The 13,079-nt window shown below is 67.9% G+C and carries 9 protein-coding genes; 2 read left to right on the forward strand and 7 right to left on the reverse strand.

The annotated features are described in order from the left end of the window. On the reverse strand, positions 1 to 925 hold a 925-nt coding region (locus PV781_RS23190; RefSeq protein WP_274777996.1), incomplete at its 3' end, for a hypothetical protein. Positions 926 to 1,244: 319 nt separating this feature from the next. Between PV781_RS23190 and PV781_RS23195 the strand changes: the two genes are divergently transcribed. After that, entirely contained in the window at positions 1,245 to 1,718 is a 474-nt protein-coding gene (locus PV781_RS23195) for a hypothetical protein (protein WP_274777997.1), read from the forward strand. A 65-nt stretch (positions 1,719 to 1,783) separates the two neighbouring features. Here the strand turns inward: PV781_RS23195 and denD are convergent, their stop codons facing one another. The 6 genes from denD to cphA all read right to left on the reverse strand — a co-directional run bounded on the left by denD (position 1,784) and on the right by cphA (position 11,398). Next, entirely contained in the window at positions 1,784 to 2,761 is a 978-nt protein-coding gene (gene denD / locus PV781_RS23200) for a D-erythronate dehydrogenase (RefSeq protein ID WP_274777998.1), read from the reverse strand. A 27-nt stretch (positions 2,762 to 2,788) separates the two neighbouring features. Continuing rightward, positions 2,789 to 3,532: an SDR family oxidoreductase gene (locus tag PV781_RS23205; protein ID WP_274777999.1), complete on the reverse strand. Its 744-nt coding sequence runs from the start codon at positions 3,530 to 3,532 to the stop codon at positions 2,789 to 2,791. Between the two features lie 67 nt (positions 3,533 to 3,599). After that, positions 3,600 to 4,319 (reverse strand): GNAT family N-acetyltransferase, encoded by a 720-nt coding sequence (locus PV781_RS23210; RefSeq protein WP_274778000.1) that lies wholly within the window; start codon positions 4,317 to 4,319, stop codon positions 3,600 to 3,602. Positions 4,320 to 4,418: 99 nt separating this feature from the next. After that, complete coding sequence (locus PV781_RS23215; RefSeq protein WP_274778001.1) at positions 4,419 to 6,245, reverse strand: IlvD/Edd family dehydratase; 1,827 nt, start codon at positions 6,243 to 6,245, stop codon at positions 4,419 to 4,421. A gap of 199 nt (positions 6,246 to 6,444) precedes the next feature. After that, positions 6,445 to 8,643, reverse strand: coding sequence for a cyanophycinase (locus PV781_RS23220; protein ID WP_274778002.1), 2,199 nt, complete (start codon positions 8,641 to 8,643; stop codon positions 6,445 to 6,447). A 10-nt stretch (positions 8,644 to 8,653) separates the two neighbouring features. Beyond that, positions 8,654 to 11,398, reverse strand: a complete 2,745-nt coding sequence (gene cphA / locus PV781_RS23225) for a cyanophycin synthetase (RefSeq protein ID WP_274778003.1) — start codon at positions 11,396 to 11,398, stop codon at positions 8,654 to 8,656. A 387-nt stretch (positions 11,399 to 11,785) separates the two neighbouring features. On the opposite strand from cphA, the gene PV781_RS23230 reads away from it, so the two are divergent. Beyond that, a complete protein-coding gene (locus PV781_RS23230; RefSeq protein ID WP_274778004.1) occupies positions 11,786 to 12,994 on the forward strand; it encodes a succinylglutamate desuccinylase/aspartoacylase family protein in 1,209 nt (402 codons plus the stop codon). The last annotated feature ends 85 nt before the right edge of the window (positions 12,995 to 13,079 follow it).

Genomic DNA, 13,079 nt, shown 5'->3' on the forward strand with positions numbered 1-13,079 from the left:
ACATGCTCTCACAGCGCCGCATGCAGCATCTGTCGCGGATTCTGGGGGAGATGGGCAATGTGCAGGAGAGGCGCATGCTTACACGCAGTACCATCGCCGCCCAAGAGCGGGTGAGCGCGGTCGTGGGCGCCGCCTTGCGGGCCGGCTTGGCGGCAGCGGCGGGCGCCTCAACGGGGGCCGGAGCCTCCACTGGCGCGGGCGCAGCGGCCTTCACCTCGGGCGCGGGAGCAGCGGCCTTGGCCTTGCCCGCGCGGCCCTTGGGAGCAGCGGCGGCGGGGGCCGGCGCAGCCTCGGCGGAAACCGGCTCGACGGGCGCCGAGGCTGCGGTCTTGGCAGCTGTCTTGGCGGGAGTCTTTTCGGGAGTCTTGGCGGGAGTTTTGGACGCAGCCTTTCCAGCGGCCTTGGGAGCGGCTTTGGCAGGTGTCTTCTCGGAGGCCTTGACCGATGCCTTGGCAGGCGCAGCCTCAGCGGCCGGCGCTTCAGCCGGTGCCGGTGCCGCAGCCGCCTTGGCCGCCTTGCCGGATGCGGGCTTGGTTGCGGCGGGTTTGGGTTCGGCGGGCTTGGCGGCGGCTTTGGCGGGAGCCTTCTCAGCCGGCTTGGCGGCGGCGGCGATCTTGGCGGCCTTGGCGGGGGCAGCGGCCTTCGGCGCGGCAGAGGCGCTGGCGCTCGCCTTCGGGGCAGCGGCCGGCTTTTCGGCAGCCTTTGCAGTGTCCTTTGCAGTGTCCTTGGCAGAAGCCTTCGTCGCGCTCTTGGCGGCGGGCGCGGCCTTCTCAGCCTTGGGCGCGGCCTTCGCCTTCGCGGGGGCCTGGGTGAGGGCCGAGGCAGCCAGGGCCTTGATCTCCTCGGGGGTCAAGCTCGCGGGATCTTTCAGGGCCTTCGCCGCGATCTTGCTCACCGAGGGACCCGTGACTTCGCTCTTTGCCATCAACGCCTCCAATTCCTTGAGCCGGCGCAGACGCATGGGCCGAATCGGCTTGACCGCCAGCATTCGGATGGATGCCCCGGAGATGTGTGGAATTGGTTAATGAAATCAGCAAGAGCAAGGCAAAAGTGCTGATGGACGGTTATTTTTCTTAAGCAATACGAAACATAACAAGAACATCAACGTCATCGACCTGTCGAGACCCTCCGCTAGGGTGCTCTCGCGAATCACCCCCGCGGCGGAGCGGCGGGCGCATGGCCGGTGCGCGGGGGCGCCCGAGCCGGCCCAAAATGTGACAAAAGTCCTTCAGACGGAGGCCGAAATGACCTTGCACGGACCCGAGCGCGCGCCTCTCAATGGCCGCCTGTCCATCGTCTTCACCTGCCGTGACAATGGCGGCCTCAGCCTGCTGGCCGAAGCCCTCGCCAATCACGGTCAGCCGCATCTGCGCGCCTTTTCCGCCAGCGCCGAGCGCGCCGGCCCCGTGGACCTGGCGGCGGTTGAATGCCTGCACGGCGCCCGCGTGCCGGCGGATGGCCTGTCCGCCAAGCCGCTCGAACTGTTCGCGCTCGCCGGCGCACCGCGCGTTCATGCGGTGGTGGCCATGGTGGAGGCCGTCCATGGCGAGGCGAGCCGCTTTGCAGCGCGGTGCGGGGCGCGCCTTCACCTGTGGCGGTTCGAGGAAGTGGCGGATCTCGCCGACACCCATACCCGCCGCCTCGCCTATCGCCGCCTTCTGCCGGCGCTGCGCTCGGCCATCGGCGCGCTGCCCGCCACGCTGCCCGCAGCGGCCTGATCTGAAAAGAAAAACGGCCGGAGGCGGAGGCCCCCGGCCGTTCTGTCGCGATGAAAGAGGGCTGCTCAGTCCGCGATGCGGCCGCCCAGTTCATCCGCGATATGGATGCGGATGATCTCATCGAAACTGGTCTCGGCGACGAAGCCGAGTTCGGTTGCCCGCCGTGCATCGAACTTGCGCGGCCAGCCGGCGACAATGCCCTCGATCACCGGATCGGGCGCGCGGCGGATGCGGGCCACCGCCTTGTCCCCGGCAACCCGCCGCAGCGCTTCGATCTGCTCGCCCACGGTCACCGCCAGTCCCGGCATGGTGAAGTTGCGCCGGGCGCCCAGCGGCGCCGTGTCCAGAAGCGCCGCATGTATGAGGAAGCCCGCGGCCGAGCGCGGCGAGGCGTGCCAGTGCATCACCTCGTCGGACACCGGCAGCACCGCTTCCTGGCCGGCCAGCGGCTCGCGGATGATGGAGGAGAAGAAGCCCGAGGCCGCCTTGTTGGGCTTGCCTGGCCGCACGCAGATGGTGGGCAGGCGGATGCCCACGCCATCGAAGAAGCCGCGCCGCGAATAGTCCGCCAGCAGCAATTCGCAGATGGCCTTCTGGGTCCCGTAGGAGGTGAGCGGCGTGTGGAAGAATTCGTCGCCAATGGCCTCCGGGAAGGGCGCGCCGAACACCGCGATGGACGAGGTGAAGACGAGGCGCGGGCAATAGCCGTCGATGGCCCGCACCGCATCGAACAAAAAGCGCGTGCCGTCCAGGTTGATGCGGTAGCCCTTCTCGAAATCCATCTCCGCCTCGCCCGAGACGATGGCGGCCAGGTGGAAGATCACGTCCGGCCGATCAGCCAGAAGCGCCGCCGCCTCGCCGGGCACGGAGAGATCGGAGACCCGGGTCTCGATGGGGAACGGCGCCTCGGTGCGGGCCGGGGCGACCACGTCGTGCGCGGTCAGCGCGGTGATGGGAGACGTGCCGAGGCGGCCCTCGCGGGCGAGGCGCTCGATGAGCTTGCGGCCGACCATTCCGGCGCCGCCAATGACGAGAATGCGCATGGGTTCAATCCTGCCAAGCAGCCGCCCTCAGAGCGACCAGCCGCCGTCGATGATGTGAATCTGGCCGGTGGTGAAGGCGCTTTCCTCGCTGGCGAGATAGAGCGCGAGATTGGCGATTTCCTCCGGCGTGCCGAGCCGGCCCATGGGCTGGCGACCGACGAAATCGGCCTGCACGGCGGCGATGGAGCGCCCGGTCTGCGCCGCCACCGCGGCAATGCGCTCGTCCAGCGAGGGCGACTGCACCGTTCCCGGGCAGATGGCGTTCACCCGGATGCCCTTGGCCACATAATCGGCGGCCACCGCCTTGGTCAGGCCGATGATGGCGGCCTTGGTGGCGCCATAGGCATAGCGGTTCGGCACGCCCTTCACCGAGGAGGCGGCGGAGGCGATGTTGACGATGGAGCCGCGGCCCTTCTCCAGCATGCCCGGCACAAAGGCGGTGAGCGTGCGGTGGATGGACTTCACGTTAAGGTCGAAGGAGAAATCCCAATCCTTCTCGCTGCACTCCAGAAGCGAGCCCTGGTGCACATAGCCGGCGCAATTGGCGAGCACGTCCACCGGCCCGATCTCCTGGGCGAGGGCGTTGACCGCCTGCGTGGACAGCACGTCCAGCACCCGCGCCTCGCCGCCGAAGCCCTTCAGCTTGGCAAGGTCCAGATCGGTCGCCACCACCGTGGCGCCCTCGCGCACATAGATGTCGGCGATGGCCCGGCCGATCCCCTGCCCCGCCGCCGTGACGAGGCAGGTCTTTCCCTTCAAGCGTCCACCCATGGTTTCCATCCCTTCGTGTGGTCTTTTGACAGGCCGGCTTTGCGCCGCCCCTATTGGTGTGCGGGCCTCAGGCCCGGTCGCGCAGATCCTCCAGGCGCGCCTTCTGGCGGCCGTCGGCGTCGAAATTGTCCGGGGAGAGCCAGGCCTCGAAGGCCGCCTTGGCGCGCGGCCATTCGGTGTCGAGCAGGGAGAACCAGGCGGTGTCCCGGTTGCGGCCCTTGACGATCATGTGCTGGCGGAACAGCCCCTCATAGGTGAAGCCCAGGCGCTTGGCCGCCGCGCGGGAAGGCGCGTTGAGGGCGTTGCACTTCCATTCATAGCGCCGATAGCCGAGATCCTCGAAGGCGTGGCGCGCCATGAGATACATGGCCTCGGTGGCCGACGGCGTGCGCTGGAGCGCGCGGGTATAGAGGATGTTGCCCACCTCGATCACCCGTTGGGCGGGCTCGATGCGCATATAGGTGGCGTGCCCCACTGCCTTGCCGCACGCAGGGTCCACCAGCGCGAACAGAAGCGGGTCGGCCTTGGTGGCGGCTTCCGCATAATAGCGGCGGAAGGTGGTCTCGTCCGGGAAGGGGGCGGGGGAGAGATAGGTCCACAGCGCCTCGTCGCCCGGCCCGTGGGAGGCGGCATAGAGGTCGGCGGCGTGGAGGTCGCAGTCGAAGGGCACCACTTGGATGTGGTGCCCTTCGTGACGCACCCGCTCGGGCCGGCGCGCGGCAGGCCCCTCCACGATGTCGCCGAGGGGCTGTCCGGACGCCGGTGCGTCGGCGGATGACTGAGACATAGCAAGACCTGCAGGCTAAGCCTAGAGCCGACGAAACAGCCGGCTCGCGAGGCGGGAAGGACACGTTCGGCCCGGGAAAGCACCGGGCCGGACGGCACCTTAGTGGTTGTCGCGCGGCACGCCCATGGTCTGGGCGACGCGCTGGTACTTCACCGCCGGCTTCAGCACCATGCCTTCGTCGAACTGCTCCACCATGCTGCGCTGGATTTCCTGCCAGGGGGTCTGGCTCTTGGGGATGGGGAAGCCGCCCTTGGCTTCCAGCTCCGCGCGCCGCTCGGTGAGTTCCGCGTCCGAGATGAGGATGTCCGCCGACCCGGTGTTGAGGTCGATGCGCACCCGGTCGCCGGTGCGCAGCAGCGAAAGGCCCCCGCCCGCCGCCGCCTCCGGCGAGGCATTGAGGATGGAGGGCGAGCCCGAGGTGCCGGACTGGCGGCCATCGCCGATGCAGGGCAGCGCCTTCACGCCCGCCTTCAGGAGGGCGGCGGGGGGCTGCATGTTCACCACCTCGGCGCCGCCGGGATAGCCGATGGGGCCGGTGCCGCGGATGAACAGCAAGGTGTGCTCGTCGATGCCGAGGCTGGGATCGTCGATGCGGTGGTGATAGTCCTCCGGCCCCTCGAACACCACGGCGGGCCCCTCGAAGGCATTGAGGTCGTCGGGATTGGACAGGAAGCGGGCGCGGAATTCCTCGGAGATGACCGAGGTCTTCATCACCGCATTGTCGAACAAATTGCCGCGCAGCACGATGAAGCCGGCATCGGTCTTGAGCGGATCGTCATAGGAACGGATCACGTTGCGATCCCACGAGAACTGCCCCTTGCAATTCTCGCCCATGGTGCGCCCGTTCACCGTGAGCGCGCTTTCATGGATCTTGCCGGCGCCGATCAGCTCGGCCACCACGGCCGGAATGCCGCCCGCGCGGTGGAATTCCTCGCCCAGGAACTCGCCCGCCGGCTGCATGTTCACCAGCAGCGGGATCTTGTGGCCCACCGCCTGCCAGTCATCCACGCTCAGCGGCACGCCCACATGGCGGGCAATGGCGTTGAGATGGATGGGGGCATTGGTGGAGCCGCCAATGGCGGAATTGACGCGAATGGCGTTCTCGAACGCCTCGCGGGTGAGGATGTCGGAGGGCTTCAAATCCTCCCACACCATGTCCACGATGCGCTTGCCGGTCTCATAGGCGATCTGGCCGCGCTCCCGATAGGGCGCGGGAATGGCGGCGCAGCCGGGCAGCGACATGCCCAGCGCCTCGGCCAGGCCATTCATGGTGGAAGCGGTGCCCATGGTGTTGCAATGGCCCACCGACGGGGCGGAAGACGCCACCACGTCCATGAAGGTGTCGTAGTCCAGCTTGCCCTCGGCATGCTCCGCGCGCGCCTTCCACACTACCGTGCCGGACCCGGTGCGCTCGCCCTTCCACCAGCCGTTCAGCATGGGGCCGCCGGAGAGCACGATGGCCGGGATGTTCACGGTCGCCGCCGCCATGATGCAGGCGGGCGTGGTCTTGTCGCAGCCGGTGGTCAGCACCACGCCGTCGAGCGGATAGCCATAGAGGATTTCCACGAGGCCGAGATAGGCCAGATTGCGGTCAAGGGCGGCCGTGGGTCGCTTGCCGGTCTCCTGGATGGGATGGACCGGAAATTCGAAGGGAATGCCGCCCATGGCGGCAATGCCCTCGCGCACCCGCTTGGCCAGCTCGATATGGTGGCGGTTGCAGGGGGAGAGGTCCGAGCCGGTCTGGGCGATGCCGATGATGGGCTTGCCGGACTGGAGTTCGGCGCGGGTGAGGCCGAAATTCAGGTAGCGCTCCAGATAGAGCGCGGTCATGCCGGGATTGTCGGGATTGTCGAACCACAATTGCGAGCGCAGGCGCCGTTCCGTCGCAGCCCCGTTCTGGTTCTTCTTGTCGTGCGGTCCGGCCATGGATGTCTCCCTTCGACCCGCCTGGGGGCGGAAATTTCAATCGATTTGATTTGGCGAATTTATGCGCCGCCGCCGCCGGGAAATCAATTGCGTTTGGAGCGGTTCGCAACAGCCGTGCAGCTTGTGCATGGCAGCACGGGCGCGCGGGCCGCTGCCGCGCCGAGGCCGTACAAGGCCCCGGCGGGCAGTGCGAGGCGCGTCAGGTCCGGTCGTCGCGGGGGCATTCCACGTCGAGGCTCACCGTGCCCTCGCCCATGGCGGAGATGCCCATGAGGATGGCGCGGTTGCGCTGGTGCTCGGTGAGCGGGGTGCCGAGCGGCACGGCGCCGCATTCCACCACCAGCTCGTTTACCAGGCGCACCAATGTGGCGGTGGCGGGCTCTGCGGGGGAATGGCGGATGATCTCGCCCTTGGCCACGTCGATCTGGTCGCCGGGGCGGGCGAAGGAGAGCTTCACGCCGCGGGCGACGAAGCTGTCGCTCTGGAGCACCAGCGCATTCTGGTCCACATCCGCCAGCACCACGCCATAGCGGCCGAACACGTCGATGAGGCCGCCCTCGCCCCGCGCGCACATCATGCTTTCCTCGCAGATGCCGAAGCCGAAGCGGGCACCCTCCTCCGCGCAGGCCACCACCAGGCGGCCAAGGCGGCGCGAGGAAAACAGGTTCTGGTCCACGATGCCGCCGCCGAAGAAGCCGACGCCCTCCTGGATGACGAGGCCATAATGGCTGGTGTCGGAGGACACGCCGAAGCGGAACGCCTCCTGCGAGGAGCCGCCCGCAATCATGAAGCGCGACAGCGCCGAAGCCGAGCCCGAGGCGCCGATCAAGGTCGCCCCCGCCGCCCGTGCCTTGGCGATGGCCAGCACCAGCGGGGTCTCCTCGCCCCGGTAAAGCAGGCTCTCCACCAGGCGGATCTGGTTGCCGCCCGGGAAGAAGATGGTCTTCAGCCCGCCAATGCGGGCCATCAGTTCGGCATCGTGGAAGCAGCTCTCCACATTGTCGATGGTGATGCCCAGATCAATGCCCGTGCGCCCGTGCTCCTGGAGCGCCTTGATATGGGTTTGGGCGGTGTCCCGCGGATCGGAGGAGGCGGCGGCGATGATGCCGATGTCGCCCTCGCAATGGCGCAGCATCTCCACCAGCATTTCGGGGCCGCGCTGGAGCGGGGAGGAGCCGAGCAGCAGCAGCCGCGCCTTGGGCGAGGGTTTCACCCCGTAATCGCGCTGGAGCTTGGTGGCACGGTTGGCGAGGCGCGCGGCGCTTAATTTCTCGCTCATGACCGTCGCCTTCAGATTGAGGGCGGTCATGCGGAAGCCGTTCTCGGTCTGGGCCACCAGCATGCGGGACTGGCCGCGCACGCGCTCCAGCTCCACGGTCACGGCCATGGAGGTCTTCAGGTCCACGGCGCTCGCCCGGTCGGTGGCATAGACGACGGGATCGCCCAGCACGAGGCGGCCGAGCAGGTCGTAGAGCGTATAGGCACCGAACACGTTGCGCTGGGAGCGGGCCGGCGCCCGATAGGCGATCTCGGCCGTGCGCACCCGCCTCTTGGTGGGGCCGGCGGTCGGCTTCATGCGCTCCAGGTCGATCTCGTCGCCATCGTCCAGATAGTGGAAGCGCATGTCCTCGAAGGTGCGGAAGCGCTCGTCGAAATTGGCCGCCGACAGGTCGATGACGAAGGCGCCATATTCGCCCACGATCCGCCCGCGCCGTCCCTCCACGATCAGGGCGGTGTTCTCGTCGATGCCGAAGCCGCGCTGAACCCCGCCCTTGGCCATGGCGATGATGAGGCGCCCGAGGCGCCCGCGCTTGATGAAATGCTGGTCCACCACGCCATAGGGAAAGAAGCCGAGACCCTCCCCCACCAGCATGCCGGGCTTTTCGGGGTCGGCGGTCACCCCGTGTACCATGGCGTCCAGCGAGGTGCCGCCGACGATCATCACCTGCGACATGATGGCGGCGCCGGCGCTGGAGCCCGCGATCAGACCGCCGTCCAGGTTGGCGTCGCGGATGGCGGCGAGCACCGGGGTCTCCACGCCCCCCGGCGCCAGGGCGGCGATGATGAGGGCCTGGTTGCCGCCGGTGAAATAGACGCTGCCGAACGCGCGCACCATCGCCGCCACCGCCGGGTCGTTGGCGGCGACGGTCGCGTTCGGCCCGAAGACGGGGGCGACCTCCGCCTCGAAGCCGTAGGAGCGGAACACTTGCGCGGTCTCGAGCCCCACCTCCTCCGGCTCGCCGGAGGCGGTGGGAAACACGAGGATGCGCCCGCCCGACAGGCGGTGCATCTCCCCGAAGATGGCGGAATTGCCATCCTCGAGCCGACCGCCGATCACGGCGAGCCGCCGGGTCGGTTCGTCGCTCAGCCGCAGCGAGAACCAGTCATAGAAGGACATATCCCGCTCGTTACTCGATCGGTGCCAGGATCACGCCGCGCTCATCCGTGACGATCTTGAAGCCTTCGGGCACATCGAAGGCGATGCGCACCGGCGGAGGAGACACCTTCTCCTCCGCGGCCATTTCCTCAGGCTTGAAATAGATGATCTTCTTCCAGCAGGCGGTGATGCCATCGCAGAAGACGAGCACCAGATCGTCGCGCCGGGCCATGTTCAAAGCGATGTCGACCGCGGTCAGTTCCTCCGGCGCGATCATAATCTGCTCATCCTTGACCCCGAACGACATGAGCGCGGCGCGCATGAGGTCCGGGATTTCGGTGGGTCCGCGGCCGCGCAGGTTGTCGTCGCGATGGCAGATATAGGTGTCGAACTTGCCGGCCACCTTCTCCGCGATGTCGCGCACGTCCTCGTCGCGCCGGTCGCCCGGGCAGGTGACGCACACGATGCGCTTGCCGCGCGGCTTCAGGCGTTCCACCAGGTCCACCATGGCGCCGACGGCGGCTTCGTTGTGGCCATAGTCCAGGATCACCCGGAAGCCGTGCTCGTCGAACACATTCATGCGGCCGGGGGACTGGAAGAAGGTGTTGTCGAAGGTGCGCAGGCCGGTGCGGATCTGGTCGAGGCTCTTGCCCAGCGCATAGGCCATGGCCGCCGCGAACATGGCATTCTCCACATTGTGGAGCGCCTTGCCCTCGATGGTGGCGGGGATCAGATGGGTCCAGATGAGGGGGATCTGGGTGCCGTTGTCATAGATGACGATCTGGTCGCCGTTCAGGCCCTCTTCCAGCACGATGGCCCGCTTGCCGAGCCGGATATGCTCGCGCACCAGCTCATGGTGGGGATTGCGGGTCACGTAAAACAGGTTCTTGGCGCTGGTATAGGACGCCATCTTCAGCGTGTATTCGTTGTCGGCGTTCAGCACCGCGGTGTCCCGCGCCACTTCCACCACCACGCGCTTCACGCGGGCCAGCTCGTCCACCGTGTCGACGCCGCCAAGGCCCAGATGGTCTGACGTGACGTTCAGCACCGCGCCCACGTCGCAATACATGTAGCCGAGGCCCGAGCGCACGATGCCGCCGCGTGCCGTCTCCAGCACCGCAATGTCCACGGTCGGGTCGCGCAGCACCATCTTGGCGGAGACCGGGCCGGTCATGTCGCCCTTCACCGTCACGTTGCCGTCGATATAGACCGCGTCGGTGGAGGTCTGGCCCACCACATGGCCCGCCATCTTCAGGATGTGGGCGAGCATGCGCGAGCAGGTGGTCTTGCCGTTGGTGCCCGTGAGCGCTGCCACCGGAATGCGGCTCTGCGTGCCCGGCGGGAACAGCATGTCCATGATCGCCCCGCCCACGTCGCGCGGCTTGCCCTCGGAGGGCGAGATGTGCATGCGCAGGCCCGGCCCCGCATTGATCTCGCAGATGGCCCCGCCCGTGTCGCGATAGGATTGGGTGATGTCGGAGGTCAGGAAGTCCACCGCGCCGAGATCGAGGCCCACCGCCAGGATGGCGCGCTCGGCCATGGACTTGTTGTCGGGATGGATGACGTCCGTCACATCCACGGCGGTGCCGCCGGTGGAGATGTTGGCGGTCTTGCGCAGATAGACCACCTCGCCCTCGGGCGGCACGCTCTCGGCGGTGTAGCCCTTCTCGCCCAGGAGGCGGAAGGCCTGGTCGTCCAGCTCCAGCTTGGTGAGCACATTGTCGTGGCCGACGCCGCGGCGCGGGTCGAGGTTCACGATATCAACCAGCTCGGCCACCGTGTGGCTGCCATCGCCCACCACATGGCCGGGCACGCGCTTGGCGGCGGCCACCAGCTTGCCATTGACCACCAGGAGGCGATGGTCGTCGCCGACGATCATGCTCTCCACCACCACGGCGGAGCCTTCTTCGTCGGCCACCGCGAAGGCTTTCTCCACCTCCTCGTCGGTGGTGATGTTGACGGTGACGCCGCGGCCGTGATTGCCGTCCAGCGGCTTGACCACCACCGGATAGCCGATGCGGCGGGCGGCTGAGACGGCCTCGTCGGCGTCATAGACCAGCTTCTGCTGCGGCACCGGCAGGCCGAGATCGCCGAGGATGGTGTTGCACACGCCCTTGTCGGAGGCGATCTCCACGGCGATGTGCGAGGTCATGGAGGTGAGCGCGGCCTCGATGCGCTTCTGGAACTTGCCCTGGCCCACCTGGATCAGGCTCTGGTCGTTGAGGCGCACCCAGGGAATGTCGCGGGCTTCCGCCGCCTTCACCAAGGCGAGGGCGGACGGGCCGAGCGAGCGCTTCTGGGCGAAGCGCAGGAAGCGGTCCAGCTCGTCCTCGAAATCATAGGGCTCGTCATCGGACGCGCGGGGGGCGATCAGCTCGATGATGAGGTCGCAGGCCAGGTCGCCCGCCTCCAGGCCGATCTCGTCGGATTCATAGCCATAGAGCACTTCCACGTCGTCGGTGCCGGGCACCGGGACGGCGGTCGCGAGATCGGTCGGCGCGCCGGCCAGGCGCTGCAGGTTCAGCGCCACATGGGCGATCAGCTCGCCGAGGCCGCAATCGGGCGAGGTGCGGGCGCGGTCCACCCACAGGCTTCCGTCGGGCAGGCGATCGGACGCCATGGTCGGAACGTATTTCAGCAGCGTGTCGAGAACGCCCGCGCCATAGCTCGCCACCGAGGCGGTGGAGCGGGACCGCAGATCCACCGTCAGCCGGATCAGCGGCACCTTGGCATAGCTGTTCGGACCGACATAGGCGGCTGTCGAGATGATATCCATGATGGTAGTTCCCCAGCGAGCCGACGACGTCGGCGCTGCCCCGTTCTGGAAGTGACCCTGTTCTCATCCTTGTGCCGGAGCCTTCGCGGGCGGTGAACCCCGCCGGCGCCTTGCGCGGCACGCGTCCGCAAAAATGCGGATGCTGCATTGCAATACGCACGACTGCTCTGCCACCGCGCGCAGATGGGGTTCGGACCCTCGTCCGCACCTTGCCCGCGCCCGGCCGGCCGCCGGTTCACGCACCCGAAAAATCTCCAGGTCGCAGAGAGCCTAGACCCAATCGAGAGCGCCAAGCAATATGGCGTCGTCCACAGGCGGCGCGCCCGGCGCAAGCCGTTCTCGAACCGACTATTTTCGTTGCAATGCACAACAGGGGCGAACGCGATTATGGCGCAAATTGAGGCAAGTCCCGGATCAGCCGCCCCATCCGGCCCGCTCCCCTCCCCCCTGCCCGCCCCCCTGCCCGCCCCGGTCTCCCGCACCGTTCTTCCCCTCGCCGGGACAGGGCCTGACGGAGGGCCCGCCGCCCTGACTGTGCTGCGTTTTGGAACGCCCGGCGCACGGCCCAAGGCCTATCTCCAGGCCGGCCTGCACGCGGATGAGTTTCCCGGCATGCTGGCGCTGCGCCACCTTGCCGCACGGCTGGAGGAACGGGCGGCGCGCGGCGAGATTGCGGGCGAGATCGTCCTGGTGCCGCAGGCCAATCCGCTGGGGCTGGCCCAGCACCGCTTCGGCCTGCTCCAGGGGCGATTCCACGAGGCCAGCGGCGCCAATTTCAACCGCGACTATCCCGACCTGGCCGCCGCCATCGGCGACAGAATCGGCCCTCGCCTGGGTCCCGATCCGGCCGCCAATATCGCCACCATCCGGGCCGCCATGGGCGATGCGCTCGCCGACATGACCGGCGAGGGCGAGATGGAGCGCCTGCGCCTCACGCTCATGGGCCTTGCCTATGATGCGGACATGGTGCTCGACCTGCACGCCGACAACGAGGCGCTGCTGCATCTCTATATCGGCACCCCGCTCTGGCCCGATGCCCAGGACCTCGCCGCCGAGATCGACGCCCGCGCCGTGCTGCTGGCGGAAGTCTCCGGCGGCCATCCGTTCGACGAGGCGTGCGGCGGCCCCTGGTGGGCGCTGGCGCGGCGGTTTCCCGAGCATCCCATTCCGCCCGCTTGCCTGTCCGCCACGCTGGAACTGCGCTGCAACGACACCGTGGACGAGGCGCTCGCCGCCCGCGACGCGGCCGCGCTGGAACGCTTTCTTCGCCGGCGCGGCGTCATTGCCGGCGGCCTCGACGAGGCCCTGCCCCGCCTGCTGTGCGAGGCGACGCCGCTGGAGGCCATGCAACAGCTGCGCTCCCCCTCCTACGGTCTCATCGCCTATGTCCGGCGCCTGGGCGACACCGTCGCCGCGGGCGAGGAAGTGGCGCGGATCATCGATCCGGTGGGGGAGAGCGTGCCCGTCCTGGCCACCACGGACGGACTTCTCTTTGCGCGCCACAATCAGACCTATGCCTGGCCCGGCAAGGTGATCGGCAAGATCGCCGGCGCCCATGCCTTGCCCGAGCGCACCGGCAAGCTGCTGACGGATTAACGCTTCCTGGCGCTTGCGGCCTGGAATCCGGCAAAAAAGTGCGGGCAGTGTGAAAATTTTGTGGCACGCTGATTGCTGGGTGACA

The sequence above is a fragment of the Aquabacter sediminis genome (assembly GCF_028863665.1).
GTDB lineage: Bacteria > Pseudomonadota > Alphaproteobacteria > Rhizobiales > Xanthobacteraceae > L1I39.

Bases quoted from the DNA above. Each gene is read 5' to 3' on its own strand.
- denD (WP_274777998.1), bottom strand. From the start codon at position 2,761: ATGCGCATTCTCGTCATTGGCGGCGCCGGAATGGTCGGCCGCAAGCTC.
- cphA (WP_274778003.1), bottom strand. From the start codon at position 11,398: ATGGATATCATCTCGACAGCCGCCTATGTCGGTCCGAACAGCTATGCC.
- PV781_RS23195 (WP_274777997.1), top strand. From the start codon at position 1,245: ATGACCTTGCACGGACCCGAGCGCGCGCCTCTCAATGGCCGCCTGTCC.
- PV781_RS23210 (WP_274778000.1), bottom strand. From the start codon at position 4,319: ATGTCTCAGTCATCCGCCGACGCACCGGCGTCCGGACAGCCCCTCGGC.
- PV781_RS23230 (WP_274778004.1), top strand. From the start codon at position 11,786: ATGGCGCAAATTGAGGCAAGTCCCGGATCAGCCGCCCCATCCGGCCCG.
- PV781_RS23220 (WP_274778002.1), bottom strand. From the start codon at position 8,643: ATGTCCTTCTATGACTGGTTCTCGCTGCGGCTGAGCGACGAACCGACC.
- PV781_RS23205 (WP_274777999.1), bottom strand. From the start codon at position 3,532: ATGGGTGGACGCTTGAAGGGAAAGACCTGCCTCGTCACGGCGGCGGGG.
- PV781_RS23215 (WP_274778001.1), bottom strand. From the start codon at position 6,245: ATGGCCGGACCGCACGACAAGAAGAACCAGAACGGGGCTGCGACGGAA.